General features: G+C 69.1%; 19 protein-coding genes and 1 pseudogene. 4 read left to right on the top strand and 16 right to left on the bottom strand.

The features are described from left to right. Nucleotides 1-43 precede the first annotated feature (43 nt). The 9 genes from AMK10_RS31165 to AMK10_RS31125 all read right to left on the bottom strand — a co-directional run bounded on the left by AMK10_RS31165 (nt 44) and on the right by AMK10_RS31125 (nt 10,098). Entirely contained in the window at nt 44-2,458 is a 2,415-nt protein-coding gene (locus tag AMK10_RS31165; RefSeq protein ID WP_079180939.1) for a polysaccharide lyase 8 family protein, read from the bottom strand. Nucleotides 2,459-2,742: 284 nt separating this feature from the next. Continuing rightward, complete coding sequence (locus tag AMK10_RS31160) at nt 2,743-3,264, bottom strand: ROK family protein (RefSeq protein ID WP_073752141.1); 522 nt, start codon at nt 3,262-3,264, stop codon at nt 2,743-2,745. A gap of 18 nt (nt 3,265-3,282) precedes the next feature. Further along, entirely contained in the window at nt 3,283-4,161 is an 879-nt protein-coding gene (locus AMK10_RS31155; protein WP_073752139.1) for an SIS domain-containing protein, read from the bottom strand. A 108-nt stretch (nt 4,162-4,269) separates the two neighbouring features. Further along, nucleotides 4,270-4,470, bottom strand: a complete 201-nt coding sequence (locus AMK10_RS31150; protein WP_073752137.1) for a hypothetical protein — start codon at nt 4,468-4,470, stop codon at nt 4,270-4,272. A gap of 212 nt (nt 4,471-4,682) precedes the next feature. Then, nucleotides 4,683-5,702 carry a Gfo/Idh/MocA family protein gene (locus tag AMK10_RS31145; protein WP_079180938.1) on the bottom strand — a complete coding sequence of 340 codons (1,020 nt, stop codon included), beginning with the start codon at nt 5,700-5,702 and terminating at the stop codon, nt 4,683-4,685. Next, complete coding sequence (locus tag AMK10_RS31140; protein ID WP_073752134.1) at nt 5,699-6,817, bottom strand: LacI family DNA-binding transcriptional regulator; 1,119 nt, start codon at nt 6,815-6,817, stop codon at nt 5,699-5,701. The genes AMK10_RS31145 and AMK10_RS31140 overlap by 4 nt, the downstream gene beginning before the upstream one ends. 32 nt (nt 6,818-6,849) lie before the next feature. Next, a complete protein-coding gene (locus tag AMK10_RS31135) occupies nt 6,850-7,731 on the bottom strand; it encodes a carbohydrate ABC transporter permease (protein ID WP_079180937.1) in 882 nt (293 codons plus the stop codon). A 40-nt stretch (nt 7,732-7,771) separates the two neighbouring features. Next, entirely contained in the window at nt 7,772-8,746 is a 975-nt protein-coding gene (locus AMK10_RS31130) for a carbohydrate ABC transporter permease (RefSeq protein ID WP_073752132.1), read from the bottom strand. Further along, nucleotides 8,743-10,098, bottom strand: coding sequence for an ABC transporter substrate-binding protein (locus AMK10_RS31125; RefSeq protein ID WP_073752130.1), 1,356 nt, complete (start codon nt 10,096-10,098; stop codon nt 8,743-8,745). The genes AMK10_RS31130 and AMK10_RS31125 overlap by 4 nt, the downstream gene beginning before the upstream one ends. A 300-nt stretch (nt 10,099-10,398) precedes the next feature. Here AMK10_RS31125 and AMK10_RS31120 point away from each other — a divergent pair, with 300 nt between their 5' ends. From AMK10_RS31120 to AMK10_RS38795, 3 genes are all read left to right on the top strand, one after another. After that, entirely contained in the window at nt 10,399-11,829 is a 1,431-nt protein-coding gene (locus AMK10_RS31120) for a sulfatase-like hydrolase/transferase (RefSeq protein WP_073752128.1), read from the top strand. A gap of 240 nt (nt 11,830-12,069) precedes the next feature. Beyond that, nucleotides 12,070-12,225, top strand: a complete 156-nt coding sequence (locus AMK10_RS37185) for a hypothetical protein (RefSeq protein WP_003968543.1) — start codon at nt 12,070-12,072, stop codon at nt 12,223-12,225. 117 nt (nt 12,226-12,342) lie between these two features. Then, a complete protein-coding gene (locus AMK10_RS38795) occupies nt 12,343-12,549 on the top strand; it encodes a hypothetical protein (RefSeq protein WP_073752126.1) in 207 nt (68 codons plus the stop codon). Nucleotides 12,550-12,741: 192 nt separating this feature from the next. Here the strand turns inward: AMK10_RS38795 and AMK10_RS31110 are convergent, their stop codons facing one another. The 4 genes and pseudogenes from AMK10_RS31110 to AMK10_RS31100 all read right to left on the bottom strand — a co-directional run bounded on the left by AMK10_RS31110 (nt 12,742) and on the right by AMK10_RS31100 (nt 15,560). Beyond that, the gene (locus AMK10_RS31110) at nt 12,742-13,068 is read right to left on the bottom strand and encodes a plasmid stabilization protein (RefSeq protein ID WP_073752125.1); all 327 of its coding nucleotides are present in this window, start codon (nt 13,066-13,068) and stop codon (nt 12,742-12,744) included. Nucleotides 13,069-13,240: 172 nt separating this feature from the next. Next, nucleotides 13,241-13,496, bottom strand: a pseudogene (locus AMK10_RS38790) (hypothetical protein); the annotation flags it as partial. 131 nt (nt 13,497-13,627) lie between these two features. Continuing rightward, a complete protein-coding gene (locus AMK10_RS31105) occupies nt 13,628-14,923 on the bottom strand; it encodes an MFS transporter (protein ID WP_241839735.1) in 1,296 nt (431 codons plus the stop codon). 316 nt (nt 14,924-15,239) lie between these two features. Further along, a complete protein-coding gene (locus AMK10_RS31100; RefSeq protein WP_198959832.1) occupies nt 15,240-15,560 on the bottom strand; it encodes an STAS domain-containing protein in 321 nt (106 codons plus the stop codon). A gap of 236 nt (nt 15,561-15,796) precedes the next feature. Between AMK10_RS31100 and AMK10_RS31095 the strand changes: the two genes are divergently transcribed. Further along, nucleotides 15,797-16,630, top strand: a complete 834-nt coding sequence (locus AMK10_RS31095; protein WP_073752864.1) for an SDR family oxidoreductase — start codon at nt 15,797-15,799, stop codon at nt 16,628-16,630. A gap of 257 nt (nt 16,631-16,887) precedes the next feature. Here AMK10_RS31095 and AMK10_RS38320 read toward each other — a convergent pair whose 3' ends face one another. The 3 genes from AMK10_RS38320 to AMK10_RS31080 all read right to left on the bottom strand — a co-directional run bounded on the left by AMK10_RS38320 (nt 16,888) and on the right by AMK10_RS31080 (nt 20,525). Beyond that, nucleotides 16,888-17,604: an outer membrane protein assembly factor BamB family protein gene (locus AMK10_RS38320; protein ID WP_241839734.1), complete on the bottom strand. Its 717-nt coding sequence runs from the start codon at nt 17,602-17,604 to the stop codon at nt 16,888-16,890. Between the two features lie 1,009 nt (nt 17,605-18,613). Next, nucleotides 18,614-19,792, bottom strand: coding sequence for a serine hydrolase domain-containing protein (locus AMK10_RS31085; protein ID WP_198959831.1), 1,179 nt, complete (start codon nt 19,790-19,792; stop codon nt 18,614-18,616). Nucleotides 19,793-20,156: 364 nt separating this feature from the next. Then, a complete protein-coding gene (locus AMK10_RS31080) occupies nt 20,157-20,525 on the bottom strand; it encodes a VOC family protein (RefSeq protein WP_073752122.1) in 369 nt (122 codons plus the stop codon). Nucleotides 20,526-20,653 lie beyond the last annotated feature (128 nt).

The raw sequence follows: 20,653 nt of genomic DNA, 5'->3' as shown, positions 1-20,653 counted from the left end.
CGAGCTCCTGGCCGACGGACCGGCGGTCGAGATCCTTGCCGCGTCAGGCCTGCCGAACGCCGGTGAAGGTGGCCTCGCGCGTGGCGCCGGCCGCCCCGGAGACGTCGACGGTCAGGACCAGCGTAGATGAGGACCGGCTGACGGTGACCGAGGAGTGCGCCTCCAGCAGGGTTCCGCTGAGGCCGAGTTCGACGGTGACGGTGGTGGCGGTGTGGGTGGGGTCGGAAACGCCGACGACGAGCCGGCGGCCTTGCCGGCGCGTGATGACGGAGCAGGGCGCGGAGACGGTGATCCCGCCGGCGGCTCCTGGAGCGAAGAAGTTCGCCGCCGTCACCCCGGAGGCCTGGTCCTGGACTGCCTGCACAGAGGCGGTGTTGGCCAGGACGGCGACGGTGGGCCGGGCGGCGCGCGCCTTCGTTCTGCCCTTGGAGAAGCCGGGAAGCAGGACGTAGGAGTAGGAGGCGGACAACGGGGCGGTGCCGTGGGGCAGTTGCAGGCAGAGGTACCGCCGGGTCAGTACGTCGGCGCTGCCGGACAGGGTGTTGATGTCCTTCCAGCTGCCAGTGCGGTCCGTGCGCGCGGCCTGAAGAGTCGCCCCGTCAGGGAAGAGGTAGCCGCCGACGTCCTCGAGGTGAGCCCAGCCGGAGACGGTGAGGGTGTCCGTCCAGCCGGCCTTCCCCGACTGGACGGTGCCGTCGACCGTGAGGACGTTGGTGCCTGCCACGTGCAGGTTGCGGTTCTCCACGATCGTCACCACCTCGGCGCCGCTGCCCCCGGTGATGCCCGCGCCCAGGCAGACGACGGAGTCGTCGAGGCAGAACCACGACTTCCTGGCGGTCAGTGTGGAGCCGTACTGCTCGAAGTCCATCCCCAGGCAGCCGTACAGGTCCGACAGGCTCGCCCCGCCCGCCCAGGTGGCCACGGGACGGGTGCCGGTCCCGGCCGCGTCTGCGAGGGGGAGGGTATCGACGGTGGTGCCGGGCATACGGTACGGGTCGACGGTGGGCCAGAAGCCGTCGGTGTACTGCCCGAGGTCGTTGGCGAGGTAGACGTATCCCATGCCGTCGCCGGTGTGCCAGCCGTGCAGGTTCTCACCGTTGGTTCCCTCGTAGCGGGCGACGCGTGCCGAGGACATTGCGAGGGCGAACGCCCAGCCTTCGCGGCGGTGCACTGCCCGGTCCATGGAGGCGAACTGGACATGGCCGTCGGGCTCTTCGGCGGCTGGGACCGAGGTGTCGTCCAGGACCTGCCGCGCCAGGGCGATGCCGCCGATCGTCGCGGTCCGGGCGAAGGGCGCGTACTCCTCGCCCCGGATGATCCAGCCCTTGGCGAGGCTCTTGAAGCGGGCTGCCTGAGCTGCGGTGGCGGGGCCCTGCGTGGTGCGCAGCACGGCTTGGGCAATCAGGTTGCCGTCGTAGAAGTCGGTCTCCGCGGAGCGGGCGACGGCTCGCCCCCGGACCACGTCCATGCACAGGCCGTTCCATACCCAGGGGGCGAAGGCGCTGTCGACCGAGCCGATGATGTTGGCGGCCTCGGGGTCGGTGATCTCCCAGTCGGTTCCGTCCAGCAGCTGGAACTGGGCGGCGAGGCCACGCAGCAGGACCATGCCGTAGGTTCCGGTGTACGGGATGTACGTGTGCTGGATGAACGAGCCGTCGGCGTACAGGCCGTCGCCGGAGGTCACGTAGGGGAAGACGTCCGAGAGGGCGGCAGCCGCCGTGGCGACGCGCTCGCTGCTCCTGCCGAGGACACCACGCAGTGCGACGACCTGGCACAGGTCGACGCGGTTCGCGCCCGTCGATGGCTGGCGGGCGGCGCCGTAGCGGTTGAGCGTGGGGTCGGGGACGAATGTGTCGACCGCGGCGAGGTAGCTGGAGAGCTGGGTCTGCGAGAGCAGCGGATACACCAGGACGGCCGCGTTGAGCAGCGCCTGCGGGGAGCCGATTTCCCACTCCCACCAGTTGCCCGTCTCGGCGGTGCCGGAGTTGTACACCTGGGAGTGCAGGAAGTCCAGGCCGCTGATGATGGCGGACCCGAGCTCGGCGTTGCCGTACAGCGTCCGGCCGCTGCCGTCGCTCGCCGTGGTGGCGGGGGTGGCGTACGCCGTGGCCAGGGTGGCCAACTGCTTGTAGCTGGCGGTCATGTTGGCCGGTGCGGACAGTGCGAGGCCCGTCCACAGGGAGTTCGCCGAGGAGTCCACGGACATCGAGTTCCACAGGCGGGTGGCGTTGGCGGACAGGACGGCCAGGGCACCGGCGAAGGCGTCGTCGGTGGGGTCGATCTCACCTCCGGTGAGGATCTCGGCCCACACATGGCGCAGTGTGTCGTACCTGTCGTCCTCGGCGGCGGCGTCAGTGGCGCCGGGGAGCAGCTGGAGCGCACCGGTGATCCCGGTGAGCGCCAGCGCTGTCGAGGCCAGGAAGCCACGGCGTCCTATGGGCAGAGGGCTCTTGTGCACAGGTTCTCCTTGTCGAGGATGGGGAGATTCCAGGTGGCTGGTACCGGCTTGGGGGACCTGCGGAGGAACGGGTGCAGGTCCCGTCGTGACACTCGTGCCGTCGTCCGGCGGTGGCAGGGCGACGGCGAGGGCGCTCCCACGCGAAGAGCTCGCCCGGGGCGCTCCTGGCGGGTCCCGGGCGCCTGCCGGCCGGGGACCGGGGGAGTCCGGGTGAGGAGGTCAGACGGACGCTTCCGAGGGGACCTGACGGAGCAGCCGCAGCAGGCGGAGGGTCTCCTGTGTCATCACCTCGCGTCCCGCTGTGAGACGGTGGCGAGGATCGACGGACGTCGCGTGCGTTCCCCACGCGGAGCGGACGGCTCCGGTGAAGGCTGCTCGCTCCGGTTGGGCTCGACCACAGCGGGGGAGGCGTCCAGCGACGCGAGCAGCGCGTTCCCCGTGGCGCACACGACGGCGGACACGTTCTGCCTCCGGGCCGGAGTGACGAGCCTCGGCCCAGGTGTCCTCGGGCAGGCCGGGAGGCAGGCTGCCCGAGAGGACGACCGCACGGGAGCGTCCGAGCACCCTCCGTACACGGCTTTGAGATCGGCCCGCTCCCGCGCTGTCACCGGCGGACCGGCTTCGAGGCAGACACTGGCGTGGTCGGCCTCTTCCTCCACCACGGCGTGCGGACCGCGCTCCCGGTGTGTGGACCGGCGGATGCTGTGCACGACGGCGCCGTCGGGGCTGACCAGCGCGGCCCTGATGTCGGTGCCGCCGAGGTCGATCCCCACCACGGAGCCGCCCGGCGAACTGCTGCTTCTCATCTGGTTCAGGGTCTCCGGTCAGGCCAGTACGACGGAGCGGGTCAGGTTCCGCGGCCGGTCCGGGTCCAGACCGGCCGCCTCGGCCACGGCCACGGCCAGGCGCTGCGCGCGGACGAGATCGGCGAGCGGATCACGGTCGGAGTGGACCAGCGTGGCGCCGGTGCGTGCGATGTCCTCGGACAGGCCCTGCGGCACCGGGCCGAACACCCATACCACCCGCCCCGGTGCGGCGATGCTGATCGGTCCGTGCCGGTACTCCATCGCCGGGTAGCTCTCCGTCCAGATGCCTGCGGCTTCGCGCATCTTCAGGGCGGCTTCCTCGGCCAGGCCGCAGGTCCAGCCGCTGCCGAGAAAGGTGAACTGAGAGGCGGTGACGATCTGGGGGTCGAGGGGCGCCAGGAGCGCCTGCTTCGCGTCCTCGGCCGCACCGGAGAGGTCCTGCCCGAGGTGGGCCCGTAGGAGTGCCAGCGCAGTGGTGGCGAAGCGGGTCTGGACCACGGAGCGTTCGTCGGCGAAGGGGAGGGCGATGATGTGGTCGGCCGCCTGTCCCACCGGGGTGGTGTCGTCCGCCGTGATCGCGGTCGTCGTCGTGCCGCCGCGCACCTGGCTGAGCAGGCTGAGCACCTCCGTGGTGGTGCCCGAGCGGGTCAGCGCGACGACACGGTCGTAGCGGCGGCCGGACGGGAACTGTGAGGCGGCGAAGGCATCGGTACGGCCTCGCCCGGCCGACTCACGCAGTGCCGCGTAGGACTGCGCCATGAACCACGAGGTCCCGCAGCCGACTACCGCGACATCCTCGCCGGGCTGCGGCAGGGCCGCGTCGTGTTCCCCGGCGGCCTCGACGGCGCGGAGCCAGCACGACGGCTGAGTGTCGATCTCTTCCTGGGTGAAGGACACGGTGTGCCTTTCTGATCGCTGTTCAGGGGGATGGTGCGGGGCAGAAGAGGAGCGGTCCGCTCCAGCACGCCGGCTGTGTGCCGGAGTGCCTCCGGGAGCGCCGGCGCATCAGAGAACCAGCGCTTCTCCCACCCCAGGCAGCCAGCCGCGATATCCGACGGCGAGCGGCCCGGACTGACGCGCTCCCGGGAACAGGCGTACGCCCAGGGCGCCGATGTCGGTGGCGAGTCGCACCAAGGCGTCCAGTTGCTCCTTCCACTCCTCGTCGTCGGTGCTGGCGTCGGCGGCCCGCAGGTAGGAGACACCCACAGGCCGCGCAAGCCGGCCCGGCCCAACCGTGCGACCAGGCCGGGGCGTTCGGCAGCGGTGGAGTCGGGGGTGAGGAGCCCTCGGGCGGCGCGCAGCGCAGCGCCACTCCCGTGCATCCGCTCGCCCGGGCCGGCTCGGCCACCTCGGAGGCCTCGGCCCCGGGGCAGCCGAGCGTGCTGAACGCCGTCTCCCAGCGGGGGCCGCCGGGCAGGTCAGGCAACGGGAACTCCTGCCCGGTCCGCGAGAAGGACCCGTCCGCCTCCGGTGCCGCAGGACCGGTAGACGCTTTCGACGACCTCGATGACCTGTCGCCCGTAGGCGCCCTGGACCGCCGGCGATGCCTGCCCGCGCACAGCGTCGGCGAAGGCCGCCAACTGGTCGCGGAAGGCGTTCGGGATGTCGTCGGCCGTCTCCTCGGCCAGAACGACCGGTCCCGATCCGTCGTCCGGGTACAGCGCGGCCCCGGTGCCGCGGCGGACACGGATGGTTCCGCGTTCGCCGATCAGGGTGAGCTCGTCGCGGGCGGGCAGCAGGGTGCTGGTGACCGTGAGGTGTCCCGCGATCCCGTCCTCCAGTTCCAGCCGGGCCAGCACATCGGTCTCCAGCCCGGTGGCGCCCCGGTACATGGCACGGGCCTCGACCGCGACGACGCGGCGGCCGGTGAGCCACAGCAGGCGGTCCACGCAGTGGGTGCCGATGTTGATGAACACGCCGCCGCCGGAGAGGGCCGGGTCGAAGAACCAGGCGGGCCGGGTACCGAACCGGTAGTCGGTGCTGCGCCAGTCGTTGACGGCGAGCGGTGCTCCGACGGCGCCGGCGTCGACAGCTGCCTTGGCGGCGACCATGGGTGGCAGGAAGTGCTGGATGTGGCCCACGAAGAGGACGACGCCGGCGTCCGCGCACGCGCCTTCCATCGCGGCGCACTCCGGGCTGCTCGTGGCCATCGGCTTCTCCACCAAGATGTGGAGACCTGCGGCGGCGCAGTCCATGACGATGCCGGTGTGCCGGGTGTGCGGGGTGTTGACGATGACGGCGTCGACCGTGCCGGAGGCGATCAGCTCGCGGTGGTCGGTGAAGACGGCCGCCTGGAGGGGACCGGCGACGCGTTCGGCGGTGTCCGCCACGATGTCGCAGACAGCGGTGACGCGTACGCCGGGCACGGCAGTGGCGGCCTCTGCGTGCAGTACGCCGACCGCGCCTGCGCCGATCAGGCCGAGCCGTATGTCGGTCACGAAGAGTTCTCCTCAGATGTCTCGCCTGCCGGAGAGTGGGCTCCGCAGGACTGGCGGACGGTGATGGCGGGACGCAGCAGGATCTTCCGGCGAGGCCCGGTGGGATCGTCGATCCGGCGCAGCAGGGTCCGGGCGGCGGTCCGGCCGAGCTGGTGCTTGGGTGGTGCGACTGCGGTGAGCGGGATGTCGGCGAGTTCGGCGATCTCGTCGTCGTACGCGACCAGGGCCAGGTCCCCGGGCACGCTCAGTCCGGCCCGGCGGGCGGCGCCGGCCACGAGTGCGGCCTGCCGGTCGCCGAAGCACACGGCGGCGGTGGCGCCGGCCGCGCGCAGCGCGGTCACGCACCGATCGGCTGCGGCCGGGCTCCACTCCTGCCGGGTCACGCTGAATCCGGTGGTGGAAAGGCCGAGTTCTTCCGCAGCCTGGGCGAAACCATCGGCCACCGGCCCCGCGGTGGGACTGGGTGAGCGCAGTACGAGGCCGATGGTGCGGTGGCCGAGGCGGTGCAGGTGGCGAGCTGCGTCGTACGCGCCCGCCTCATGGTGCGTGCACACGTACTCGTTGGTGTCGCCCAACGAGACATGGCGCCGCTCGACGAGCACCACCGGCACCGGGAGTTCGGAGAGCTGGGCCAGGTACCGCAACGCGGGCTCGGGACCTTCGAGAGTCGGGACGATGAGCAGTCCGTCGATGCCTGCCTCCAGCATGTCCTGCAGGTCCTTCGTCTCGCGCTCCTGGTCGTACCCCGAACAGGCGAGCAGCAGTCGGGCTCCGGCGGCGGAGAGCGTCTCCTCGATGCCCTGGACCACGTGCGGGTAATAGAACGTGTTGTCGGGAACGATGACCCCGACCAGGGACCGGCCCGGCCACGGTGAGTCCGGTGGCGCCACGAACGTTCCCGAGCCCTGTCGGCGCAGGACGAGCCCTTCGTCGACCAGCTCGTCGACAGCGCGCCGTACGGTACTGACCGAGGTGCCGCTGCCGCTGGCGAGTTCCTTCTCCGTGGGCAGCTTGCTGCCCGCGGCCCAGACACCCTGGAGAATCTGCCGCCTCAGGTCGGCTGCGAGCTGCCTGAACTTCAGTTCGCGTGCGCTGGACAGCTGACGGTCTTCCATGGTCGTTCTTCTCCCCTGCAGCCCGGACTGGCTTACTTGACCGATCCGACGGTCATACCTTCGATGATCCGGCGGCCCAGCCATATGTAGCAGGCGAGTACGGGCAGTACGACGATGGCGACGCCCGCGAAGAGGCCGCCCCAGTCCGCGCCGTTGTACTGCATCTGCTGCAACAGGCCGAGCAGGGCGAGCGAGAGCGTCTGGCGTTCGGTGCTCTGAATGAAAACCAGGGCGAAGACGGTCTCCCCCCAGTGCTGGATGATGTTGAGAATCAGTACGGTCACCAGTCCACCGCGAGCGAGCGGCAGCATGACCTGCCGGAAGGTGCGCAGTGGTGAGGCTCCGTCCAGGGCGGCGGCCTCCTCCAGTTCCACCGGAAGGGTGGCGAAGAAGCCGGTGAGGAAGAAGACCGCGAACGGCAGCGACGTCGCCACGTAGACGATGACCAGCCCGAACAAGCTGTCCACCAGCAGCAGCTGGTTCATGACGACGAACAGCGGCAGCATCACCACTTGAGCCGGGATGCCCAGCCCGAGGGCGAAGAACAGCGTGAAGCCGCCGTTGAAGCGCGTGGTGATACGGCTGAGCACGTAGGCGGCGGGTGCGGCCAGCAGCACGGTGATCACCGCGGTGCCACCGACGACGATCACGGTGTTGAGAGCCGCTTGCTCGAACAGCGCACCGCTCCAGGCGCGGGCGTAGTTCCCCCACCGCAGGCTCTCCGGCACCTGCCACGGACTGCTGAAGATCTCGTCGGCGCTCTTGACCGATGACAGGAGCAGCCAGACGCCGGTGAACACGTTGAAGATGACGAACAGCCAGACCACGGGCACACCCGCGGCCTTGGTGACCGTGAGCCGGCGGAGCCGACGGGTGAGAGGGCCGGGTGACCGGCCGGGATTGGCGACAGCCATGGTGGAAGGAGACCTCCGGGAGCGGGCGGGGAGCCGGGAATCAGTACTGAACCGTGTCGCGGCGCATGATCCGGCGGATGAGGACGACGAGGAGACAGACCAGGGCCAGCATCACCACGGCGCTGGCGGACGCCGCGCCGTAGCGTGGGATGCCGCCGGAGGCGAACGCCTCTCCGTAGGTGTAGACGGCCGTGTTCCACACCCCGGTGTCCGGCATCTGCCCGGCCGCGCCGGCGAAGGCGTAGATGAACTCGAAGATCTTCACGGCCGAGATGGTCCACAGCACCGCGCAGACACCGACGACCTCCCACATCAAGGGCAGCGTCACATTGCGGAACTTCTGCAGGGCGTTGGCTCCGGCGAGTTCGCAGTCCTCGTAGAGCTCGGGAGGGATCTGGTCGACGGCAGCCATGAGGATGGTGGTGTAGAAGCCGGTGGAGGTCCACACCAGGCCGATCATGATGACCTTGAAGAGGTTGTCCTGGCTGAGCCAGTTGGCGGGCTCCATTCCGAGCGCCCGGGCCAGGGCGTCCACGAGTCCGTCGTGCTGGAAGAGGAAGCCCCACAGGATGGACAGGACGACGCTGGGCACGATGTTGGGGAAGAACAGGATCGACCGGGCGGCCTTGCGGCCCGCCATCTCGCGCAGCACCATCGTCAGCCCGAAGGAGACGAGGAAGGTCAGCGCACCGACACCGAGAATGATCCAGAGAGTGTTGGCGAAGGCGTGCTGGAAGGTCGGGTCCTGGAGCAGCCGGCGGTAGTTGTCCAGCCCGACGAAGCTCATGGGACCGGCCCCCGCCCACTCGTTCAGGCTCAGCCAGAGCGTGAACAGGGACGGGCCGGCGAAGAAGACGACGTACACCAGGACCGCGGGCAGCAGAAGCGGCCAGAAGAGCTTGCGCCGTCGGGCGGCGAGCGGGCTGGTCTGTGCGCCCGCGTGTTCCGTGCTCGGCCTCCTCCGGGTGCGGGACTGCTCGGCGGTGTCGGGGCGGACCAGGCCGGTGGCGGTCACGGAGCCGTCTTCCAGTAGGCGGCGGAGTCGTCGGCAAGCTGGTCGGCGAAGGACTTCGCGTCGAGGTGACCGGTGATGAACTTGGTGTTCAGCGGCTGGAAGACCTTGGTGTACCAGTCGGCGGCGGTCTCCTTCACGCCGTCCAGGGTCTTGACCACGCTGCCTGAGACCAGGGCCTTCTGCGCGTCGGCGAGTTCCGCGGGCGCGGGGACATCGGCCCGGGGGGTGATGTTCTTCGCCTGCGAGGCGATCTTCCCGAGGTGCTTCTTCGCCATGAAGTAGGCGATGAACTGCTGCGCGGCTTCGCTGTTCCTTGCCTTCTTCGGTATGGAGAACCCGATGAGGGAGATGTCCTGGGAGGTGTCGCCTCCCTCGGTGAAGGCCGGGAAGGGCATGGAACGGTAGGTGAAGCCGGTCGGCGCGAACGGGCCGGTCTCGCTGGGCGCGAAGCTGCCGAGCAGCAGGAAGTCGGACTTGCCCTTGGCCCACTTCTGCTGCAGGGCGGGCCACTTGGAGCCGTCGTAGCCGGAGGCGAAGTCGCCGGCGGTGACCAGCTTCTCGACATGGCTGAGCGCGTCGACGAACCCGTCCGCCTTCAGCAGGGCTCCGGTCTTGTCCTGAGCCGCCTTGCCGAAGGCGCCGGGTCCCAGTCCGCGCAGTACGGCGTGGTATGTCCACAGGGCCGTGTAGTCGGCGATGTCGGCGTCCAGGGCGATCGGCCCGTCACCACGGTCCTTCCTGCGCGAGGCGAGCAGGTCGGTGAACTCGTCCCAGGTGGCCGGTGGCTTGTCGGCCAGCTCGGGCAGTGTCTTGCCGTCGTACCAGATCTGCGAGGTGATCACCTCGTACGGCATCTGCCACAGTGCGCCGTCCGTTGATGTCAAGTCGCGGTACTTGGCGGGGACGACGGAACCGACCGTGTTGCCACTCTCCCCGGGGACCGCGGCGTCCAGGAGCGGCGTGAGGTCGAGGGCCTGGCCGACGGCGTGGAGCTGGGCGTAGGCGAAGCGGTCCGCGGAGTCGACGAGGTCGGCGGGGACGTTCGCGGTGTTCAGGGTGGGGGCCAGCTGCTGGACGACCTGGCGCCCCTTCCACTGCACACTGACCTCGATGCCGGTGTCCGCGGTGAACTCCTTGATCGCGGCCTGGAGCACTCTCGCCTGCGGCTCGTTCTGCTTCCACATCGACCAGTAGGTGAAGGAGTCGCTGCCGCCCCCGCCGGATGTGGAACCGGCTCCGCAGGCGGTGGCCGTCAGGCCGGCCGTCGCAACCAGGGCTGTGGCCAGAATCGTACGGCGGGAGAGTGGACGGCTGAATCCACCAGCCTCTGACGGCTGCTGGGCACGGGACATGGCGCACTCCTCGAAGGTCACTGCTGGGCACCGGAAGGGGGTGGCCAAATGATTTCTAGACATTCATTGGCCAGTCAACGGCTGCTAAAGGCAATGAATGTCGTATGAATTGGCGCGTGTCTCGGCTGTTTCGGAGATGTTGCCGCCCGTTCACTGTGGATGTCATAGGGGATTCATGTGTTAAAGGCTGTTGACCTGCCGAGACGCCGAGGCACATGATGGCCGACATCCACCGCCGGGACCTGTGCCCGCCCCCTTGCTCACCTGCATGCGTGTCCGCCGCACAGGTCCGGGAGACCCATGGCCAGTCGTGACCCCGCCCGTCCCAATGTGTTGCTGATCCTGTCCGACGACCAAGGCCCCTGGGCCATGGGCTGTGCGGGCAATACCGAGATCCACACGCCACGGCTGGACTCTCTCGCGGCACGTGGCGTGCGCTTCAGCCGTTTCTTCTGTACCTCGCCCGTGTGCTCGCCGGCCCGTGCTTCCCTGTTCACCGGCAGGCTGCCCTCCCAGCACGGCGTGCACGACTGGCTGTCGTACCACCACGCGGGCCGCACGGGTGTCGACTTCCTCGCCGGTCAGACCCTGTTCACCGATCTGCTTGCCGAAGCCGGCTACCGGCTCGGCCTCAGTGGGAAGTGGCACCTGGGCGCGAACGACGTGCCTCGCAAGGGCTTCGTGCACTGGTACGCCCACGAGAGCGGCGGTGGCCCCTACCACGGCGCGCCGATGTACCGCGACGCCACACGTACCGAGGAACCCCGCTACCTCACCGACGCACTCGCCGAGGACGCCGAGCGGTTCCTCGTCGGGGAGTCCGAGCGTCCCGAGCCGTTCCACCTCTCCCTGCACTTCACCGCACCGCACAAGCCGTGGAAGGACCAGCATCCCCGCGCGTACGTGGAGATGTACGAGGACTGCGCCTTCGAAACGTGCCCGCAAAGCCCGCCGCACCCCTGGCAGCCACTGGACGAGCACGGTGCCCCGGTGGGCGGGGAACCCGACACGCGCCAGGCCCTCATCGGCTACTTCGCGGCGACCACCGCCATGGACGCCGCCATCGGCCGGGTCTTGGACCGGCTCGACACCCTCGGTCTCACCGCATCCACCCTGGTCGTCTTCACCAGCGACAACGGATTCAACGCCGGTCATCACGGCATCTGGGGCAAGGGCAACGGCACCTTTCCGCAGAACATGTACGACAGCTCGGTCATGGTGCCCTACCTCATGGCACAGCCCGGTCGCATCCCCGCCGGAGCGCACAGCGACGCACTCCTGTCCCAGTACGACGTGCTTCCCACGCTCGTGGAGTACCTCGGTCTCGACCACACCCACGACCCGGGCCTGCCCGGGCGGTCCTTCACCGACCTGCTCGACGGCACCGGCTCTGCCGACACCTCGGGCAGGGACCGTGTGGTCGTCTACGACGAGTACGGCCCGGTCCGGATGATCCGCACCCGGGACTGGAAGTACGTGCACAGATACCCGCACGGACCCCACGAGCTCTACGACCTGACGACCGATCCGGGAGAGGAACACAATCTGTCCGGCAACCCGCACCAAGCTGCCGTCCGGGCGGAACTGGCCGGTCGTCTGGACGAGTGGTTCGCGACCTACGTCGACCCGGCGATGGACGGAGCGCGCCTTCCGGTCTCGGGCTCCGGCCAGCGAACGCCGGTGACCCCTGGATCACTCACCACCGCGTTCGAACTTCCACCGGGCACGTGACCGCCGGACGACCGGCTGCAGGAAGCCCGATGGCCTGCCCGCTGTCGTGCAGGGAGTTGCGCCGCTTCTTGAACGAAGTTTCGACTGAGTGTGTGAACACGGGGGCGCCGGGCACAAGGGCTATCGAACTGAAGTCCTGACATTCGGAGCTGGTCGGGATCTTCCGGTCAAGTGGCACTTAGGTCGTTGTGAGGCTATGCGCACACACGTCTGAGTCGGAATTGACGAAAGGGTATTGAGATGATCGTTCTTGGACTGATTCTGCTGATCATCGGCCTGCTTGTCGGCATGGGCCTGTTGACGACGATCGGTGGCATTCTCATTCTGGTGGGCGCCATCCTGTGGATCCTGGGTGCGACCGGTCGCGCGGTGGGTGGACGCAAGCACTTCTTCTGAAGGCAGGACGCGGGCACCCTTCAGTAACAGGCATGGAGGCCCACACCATCGGCCCGCCGATCGGCAAGGCGGGCCAGTGGGCCACCGGCTTCTTCCGAACGCGGCGGCCGCAAACTCATGGAGCGCGCGGGGATCGACCGCCTCGGCGCCCTCCTCACCGCCATCGACGTGGTGCGCCGGGGCGGCACCCTCTCCATCTCCGGCGTGTACGGCGGCGCCGTCGACCAAGTCGCGTTTGCCGCCGTCGTCTTTGTCGAGGTCGAGCGGTGTGGCCTCCAAGGCGAGCACCTCGCGCTTGGGCTGCTTCCATGTCCCGCACCTTGAAGTCGAGGTGCTCCTGCTGCGAGGTCAGGTCGTCACGCGGCTCACGGCGGGGAAGCACGAACCACCAGACGAACGACCACAGCGTCAGCAGTCCTCGTCCGCCGGCCAGGCGTGGTGTCCCTCCCTCGTACCGGAAGCTTTGTGCGCGGGCCGTCCGGTCCGCGCACAAAGCTTCCGCCATGCCTCGGTGGTTCAGCGGTCGACGGCCTTCAGGAGCTGCTCCTTGTTCATCTTGGAGCGGCCCTCGATGTTCTTCTTCCTGGCCTCTTGGTACAGCTGGTCCTTGGTGCGGCCCTGCGCGCCTTTGTGCGAGCGCTGACCGCCACGCTCGGAGGCGGACTTGGGGTCGCGCGTGGACGTTCTGCTCGCCGTCCTCGACTCGCCGGAGCGGGCACGCTCCTTGTTCACGGTGCGAGCGGCGATCTCCTTGGCACGCTTCTCGGACGTGCCACGCTTCTCCGCACTCTCCTTCACGTGCTCGTACTGACGCTCACGCTTGGGGCTCGATCCTGCCGGCATGAGGTTGTCCTCCTCGCTGTCGTCCTCGGCCCTCGGGCCCGGTCCGGGGCCACCAACCGGGTTGCCGGGAGGCCACGCCCGAAACATGGCACCGCCCCGGCGGGTACGCCCACCGGGGCGTGCGCTCGGGTGACGGCAGGACAAGGACTGCCCCGCCCCGGCGCCGAGAAATAGCGAAGTGTCCGGCCGGCGTGCCGCGCAGCCGCCGGTGCGGACCGATGAGGACATCAGGTTGACGGTGGCCAGAGCCAGAGCCGGAGCCAGAGCCGGAGCCGGAGCCGGAGCCGGAGCCGGAGCCGGAGCCGGAGCCAGACGGAGCCGGAGCCGGAGCCTGGGGGCGTGGCGACGGGGCAGCGGCCGTACGCCGGGTCGAGGCCGAGGCCGGTCATCAGGTCGGCGAAGAGCTGCGCGTGGACGTCCTCCGCCCGGCAAGGAGGTCGAGTGCGGGATCAACCGCCCCAACAGACAGCGCGCGGTCGCCTCCCGGTACGACGAGCTCGCCGTTCGCGTCCCACGCTGACCGGACACGAGCTCGTCGGGGGCCCGGCGGGGGCCGGAGTCAGTCTGTGGTCTTCGTGAAGTCCAGGACGGCATGGCGGACGGCGTGGGAGGCGGTGGAGACCGTGGCGCCGAGCATGCTGATGCAGCCGAAGAGGAGAAAGGTGGGGCCGGCGCCCCACTCTTCCACGAGGAGGCCGAAGATCGGGAACATCACGGGGGTGATTCCGACCGCGCTGAGCGCCTGGACGGAGGCTACCCGGCCCTGGAAGGCGAGGGCGGTGTTGGCCTGCATCAGGGCCAGGGCCAGACCGCCGCAGAGACCGGAGACCAGGCCGGAGACGAGTGCCACGGCGACCGCGAGGGCGAGGTTCGGCATGACGCCGATCAGACCGATGCCGGCGGAGGCGACGAGCAGGGTGACGTTGTGCCAGTGGCCGGCCCGGGGGAAGCGGCCGCGTACGACGAGCAGGAGGGAGGTCGTGCAGACGCCTGCGCTGAGGGCGGCGTTCACCCAGGCACCGCCGGAGGGGCCCCAGTTTCGTTCCTCGGCGAGCATGATCACGCCGATCGCCATCGGCGGGATGCAGCCGATCATGGACAGCAGTCCGGAGAGGACGAGCGGGCCGACCACGGGCTCGTGGCGCAGGTAGACGAGACCGTCGACCAGGTCGCGGCGGGCGGTGGAGTCCGCGGCGGGCTGTTCCTCGGGCGGGAGCGGGGCGAGCCGCACCGCGACCAGGAGGAACAGGGAGAGGGTGAAGAGGACACCGGTCACGGCGAACGCGGCGGCGGGGCCCCCGAGCCCCATCGAGAACCCAGCGAGTGGCGGGCCGGCGATGTGGCCGGACCGCTGAACCAGATTGCGCAGGCTCTGCAGCCGCATCAGCTGGTCGCGGCCGGTGAGCCGGGGCGGCATGGCTCCGACCGCCGGCATGAACAGTGCGTCCACGATGCCGAAGACGAGCGCCAGCGTGACGAGCAACCAGAGGCCGGGGGTGCTGAACGCGAGCGCTGTGGCGGCCGAGAGGATCACCACAGCGCGGACCGCATCGGAGGAGATGACCACCCTGCGCGGGCCGAACCGGTCGGCGATCACTCCGCCGCCGAGCATCAGGATCGCCCGGGGTATCGCGCCGACCGCCATCACCAGGCCGACTTGGGCCGGTCCGGCCACCTTCTGCGCGGCCCAACCGAGCGCCACGAAGTAGGCGGCGTCGCCGACCACGGAGAAGGTGTAGGCGATCAGCCAGCGCAGGACGTTGCCGTCCCGGTGCGCCGGAGCGGAGGGGGTGATGGCCGCGGCAGGGGCGGCTGGGGCCGTGTCGTGGAGGGGTTCATCTGCTCGGGAGGTCACGAACGCGCATGATCTCTCACAACGTCGAGCCCGTACAACGGAATTGTCGGACGGATGCCGTGATCCTCCGCCGGGGCGGGCGGCTGACGTGCCTCCTCCAACGACTTGAGGCCGCGCCTTCCACCGTCTCAGCGCCTGGTGGACCGACACCCCGCGGTCCCGCACCCGCACATCCCGCCTGGCAGCCCTCCGGCCCGCCGAGCAGGACTCGACGGGCCGGATTCGCCGTCAGTGTCTTCGAGCTGGCGGGGAGCGGTGCGCTTGACAGGGGAGCCGCAGGGGCGCTGACGTCCGATGTTGCGTGAGGCAGGTGGAGTTATGCGTTCAGGGCGTCTTCGAGGGTGGGGTAGATGCGCAGGACGCTGTCCGCGCCGATCAGGCCGAAGAGCCGGGTGACGACAGGGGAGGGGGCGGCGATGCGCAGGTCGGTGCGGTGATGGGTGGTCATGACCAGCCTGATGAACATGGAGTCGCCGAAGGTGATGCCGCTGGCGTCCAGCACGATGCTGTCGTGCTGGGTGAGTGCCCTCTCGATCTCCGCCTCCAACGGCACGAGGGAGACCATGTCGAATTCTCCGGTGGGGGTGATCACGGCCGTGCGCGCGGGGTCAGGTCTGTGGGAGGCATCAGTTGTCATCCGGCAATTGTTCCTCACCGGGCAGCACGGCATTCCGGTGGGTCACGGGTCAGTTCCCAGTCGACCTGCCCCACCGGGAGGCGGTGGCCTGAGGTTGGCTCGGGTTGCCAGGGGTGCCGGTGCCGGGCTCGCCTCATTCAGCCTGAGGCACGGGGTGGGCGCCTTGACCTCAAGCGAAGTTGAGGTTCTAGCGTTTCGTGAACGCGATCACCGGCTGATGACAGGAAGAGATGGCGATGATCCTTGTGACCGGCGCGACCGGGAACATCGGAAGTGCTCTGCTGGGGGAGTTGCGCCTGGCGGGTGCCGCACCTGTGCGAGGGCTGACCCGTGATGCGGGACAGGCCTCGTTCGCTGAAGGGGTCGAATGGGCTGAAGGCGATCTCGCGCGGGCGGATTCCCTGAAGGCCGCGCTGGAGGGAGCGCGCTCCCTGTTCCTGTTGTCGGGCATGGGTGCGGAAGCGGAGGTCCTGGCATCTGCCCGGCAGGCGGGCGTGGAGCACGTGGTGCTCGTGTCGTCGATCACGGTGCAGACTCATCCGCACCTTCCCGCGGCCGGCGCCAACCTGGCTGTTGAGCGTTTGCTCAGGGACAGCGGCATGGCCTGGACCATACTGCGGCCGACGCAGTTCGCCTCGAACGCCCTGTGGTGGGTGCAGTCGGTCAGGGATCAGGGCGTGGTCCGAGCGCCGTATGCGGATATCGGCCTCCCGACCATCCACCCCGCAGACATCGCGGCGGTGGCCCGTGCAGCGCTCACCGAGCCGGGCCACCAGGGGCAGACGTATGCATTGACCGGGCCCGAGTGCGTCACGGCCCGACGGCAGGCCGCGGCCATCGCTGCCGCACTGGGGCGTGAGGTGGCCTTCATCGAGATCGGCCGGGAGGCGGCCCACCGGCAGATGGCTTCCTTCATGGGCGACGAGACAGCGGATGCCGTCCTCGACTTGATGGGCGGGGACATCAATGACGAACTGCTGAGAGTGCGAGACACCGTCGCGCAGGTCACCGGGTTCGCGGCCAGATCGTTCCAGCAATGGGCGTCGGAGAATGGTGCCGCCTTCCGCTGAGACCGCATCTTCGCTTCTGACCTCCAACGATGTCCTGAACGTGATCGCTCGTACGAGGATTCCGGGGACGCGAACACGGCCTTCGTCTGATCCTGTGCTCCGGCCAAGAGGTACTTGACCAGTACGAAGGCCGTGGGGGGGCTGGGTCTGTCAGGAATGGGTCTGTCCGCTACACCCCGATGTCCGGCTGGAGGCGTCCAGCACACCGCGCTGGGGAGTTCGGTGAGCGGTCCGTCATACAGGCCCCTCTCACCGGGTCACAGCTGAAGGGTGCACTCCAGGATCCGGCCGTCGACGGTCCCGACGAGCAGGTGCCCGTGGGGCGTGACAGCCAGGGACAGTGCGGTGGTCGGTGCTCCTTCGACCTGCAGCTCGGTATCCCATCGCACCGCGCCGCTCTCGGCGTCCAGTGCCGTCAGGGACCCGGAGTTGCAGGCCACGTAGACGGTGTCCCCGTCGGTTTCGAGGGCGGTGACGGGATGATCAGCACGGTGCTGCCACTGCACCGAGCCGTTCAGGGAACGGCGCACGACGTAGGCGCCACCGGGTTGGAGCTCCTGACCGCGGTGGACGGAGCCGGCATGGACCGGGGACCGCCCGATCTCGACCGCAGGCCCGCCGAAATGATGCTCCGCCGGCACCCAGGAGTGCGCGAAGAGCTGCCGCAACGTCCCGTCGGCGCTCACGGCGGTGACCCACTTTTCCGTGTGCGGCTCTGCCGGGTCCGTGCCGATCAGGACGTACGGGCGACTCGCGTGACGGACGGGGAACGAGTGATTGATCAGGTCGAAAGCGCCGGCCTCCGGACCGTTCACCGGACCGTCGAGCCCGAACATCAGCAGCCGTTGGGGACGCTTGCGGTGACCGTTCGCCAGCCTGAGGATCGTTCCCCGGCCGCCTGCGACGAGTACCGCAGGCCCATCCGGGCTGAGGGTCTCCAGCACCTGCCCCGTGTCGACAGCGATTCGGACCACCCGAGATGGGGACGGCTCCCAGCTTCTCCCCTTGCGGCGACCATGGCGTTCGGCGTTCGGCGTTCGTCCAGACCGATGTGCCGTCGGAAGCCAGAACCAGCTGTCGGCCGCCTTCCTCGTCCTCGACCGCCCACTCCAGGTCTCCCGACGGATGCCAGGACTCCGCCAGCACTCCGTCCAGAGCGGCAAGCACACGGCCGTCCTCCATCGCTTCGACAGCCCACACCCGTCGGCGTACGGACCACTGCCGACCGGCCGAAGCCGCGAGGTCCGAGAGGATCCGGCGGGCCTCAGCGCTGTGATCCGGATGGACGACCGCTTCCGCGGGAGCAGCCAGCTCCTGGGCGCCGATCGACCCCTGCGCGACGGCACCCCAGTCCGCACGATCGACAACGACCGCGTGCCCCTGCTCGTGTGCCTGAGGGTTCTCCCAGTCATCGCACGGGGCAAGCAGCAGACGAAGCGCCGTCTCGCTGCGCCATTCCACGCCGAGGACCTCTCGCGGGTACTCCAGAGCGGACACGACATCGCCGGAGTCCAGGTGGATCAGCAGCAGTTCGCCTTCGAAGGAGTAGCCGCCGTCGTAGCGTCCCGTACCAACGGCCAACAGGGGCAGCACGGGGTGAAAGGCGAGAGACCGAACGGGAAACCAGGACCGCACCAGGTGCCGGCAGCGCAGCCCGTCCCGCTCATGGACCCCGATCCGGTGCCCCGTCCATCCGAAGTCCGCGGTCCCGCTGCCGCTCCACTGGACATGTCCCAGGTCTCCACCCACAGCGACCATCCGCGAGCCCTCGTCGACGACGGCCAGTGCAGGTTCTCCGATCCCGGCGAACGGGCCGTCACCGAATACGCGTCGGACTGTCGGTGCAAGGCGCATACAGGTCCCTCCCGGGGCGGTGCATGAACGGCCGCGGTCCGGGCGTGGGGGCGGCGGCCGTTCATGATCCCGTCGGGTGGGCGGTGTGCACCAACGGATTTCATCCGGGCGAGGCGTCGGCCGTTGGGTTCAGGTGGTGCGGCACAGGGCGTGGTCGATGAGGTCGCGCAATGCGGCTTCCTGATGCGCCGCGGTCTGCGCGTCCGCGGAGCGGCTGTGCGCGGAGACGGTGATGGTGCGCTGTCCGTCGAGGGTTGTCGCTGCTCGGACGACGTATCCGAAGCCGCTTCCTCCATGCCCGAGGTAGCCGCCACTGCAGGACAGGGGTGTGAAGAACAGGCCCAGTCCGTCCCGGGTGCCTTCCGGGTGACCGCTGTCCTGCGGCACCGGCACAGTGTCCTGCATGGCGGCGAGTTCGGCGGGCTTCAGCAACTGCCCACTTGTCAGCGCGCTGAAGAAGCGGTTGAGGTCTCGGGCCGTGCCGGTCATGGATCCGTCGGCCCCGCTGTCGAAGGGACGGTAGGGGATGGTGGTGTCGACCATCGGCCCGTTCGCGACGAATTGCTGGTAGTTGGCCGCATGCGGATACGGAAGGAAGGGCCACGTGCCGGGGGTGTCGGTGTGCTGCAGGCCTAGCGGGCGCAGGATGCGGTCGTGGACCTGTTGTTCCCAGGTGCGGCCTGTGATCTTCTCAATGATCATTCCGGCCAGCACATAATTCGTGTTGGAGTACGCCCAGCGGGTGCCTGCCGGGAAGGCAGGTTCATGGCGCATGGCCAGTCCCACCAGCTCTTCGGGTTTATAGGCACGCCACCGGTTGGCGAAATAGGTCCGGGTACTGGGGTCGGGGAAGACGTCATAGATGTAATCGGACAGGCCACTGGTGTGCCGCAGCAGGTCGCGGAGGGTGACGGCCCGACCGTCGTTTCCAGCGCCTGACACGACCCCGGGCAGCAGCTCCTCCACCGTCTGGTCGAGGGAGACCCGTTTTTCGCCCACCAGTTGCAGCATGACGGTGGCGACGAACGTCTTGGTGGTACTGCCCAGACGCAGGTAGCTGTCCTTCGGAACCGGGCGGCGAGTGACCAGATCCCCCACCCCGGAACGGGCAGTGACTGTCAGGCGCGGGGTCTCCAGGCGAACCGCTACTCCTGTGACTCCGGTGTCCCGCAGCGCGTCGGCGTCACGTTGCACAGACCAAGCCGTGCCGGAGGAAGGGCGTGGCGCGGCCGAAGCCGCAAAGGACGGCAGTGATGACACAGCCAGCGCCAACACCGCAGCTGATAACCACGAACGACGAGAGATCATGGCCCGAGCCTAGAAACAGCAGGGGCCACCAGCCATCCGGTGTGCGCCCCATCCGAACGGGTGCCAGCCGGATGGACATCACGCCCGGCACCCCGCAAAGCCCCTCGCCCTTTGCTGGTCATGCTCCCGAAGGGCGACTGGACGTTCCGGCACAGCCCTTCGTCCGGCTGCGTTGGTCCGGAGTTCCGGCCAGATCGCGGGTGACCTCCCATCGCGGTGCCGGGATCGGACCGGGGGACTCTTTGTGCATGGCCCCAGACGCGGGCGCCGCAGCGGTCGATGTCGGCGTACTCGCCTATGCGCAGAGGTACACAGTGGCAAAGCCGCTTCCTCTGCCCGCGCTCCTGGATCACGGGGAACGGTGTCACTGGGCCAGGATCGGCTGGGTGAGGTTCACCGGGTTGCCGTCGGGGTCCTGGATATGGGCGACGCGCTGTCCCCACGGCATGTCGTCGGGGCCGCCGCGGACCGAGCCGCCCAGAGCCGCCACGCGGCCGAGCGTCTCGTCGACGTCGTCGACACCGATGCTGAGCAGGATCCGCGGTGCCGCCCCGGCCTCCAGGTCCGTCCTGGTCACCAGCCCGAGGTCGGTGTCCCCGATGCGCAGGCCGCGGTAGATGGCCGGCCCGTCCTCCGGTACCCGGAAGACCTCCTCGGCGCCGAACAGCTTCGTGTAGAAGCCGAGCAGGACGTCCTGGTCGGCAGTCAGGATCACTGGCTGGATGGTGGACATGGCACTCCTCTCGTGAACGGTCGTGTCGACGGGTAGACCGTGCGCAGAAGCTGAACTCATCGGCATGGCCGCCCTGCCGGACGATCTCACCCCAGACGGCAGCCCAAGACCGGAGTGACCACCCCGAG

It is taken from the genome of Streptomyces sp. CB02058 (assembly GCF_001905505.1).
In the GTDB taxonomy this organism is placed as follows: Bacteria; Actinomycetota; Actinomycetes; order Streptomycetales; family Streptomycetaceae; genus Streptomyces.
This window is presented reverse-complemented; position numbering and strand designations above follow the sequence as displayed.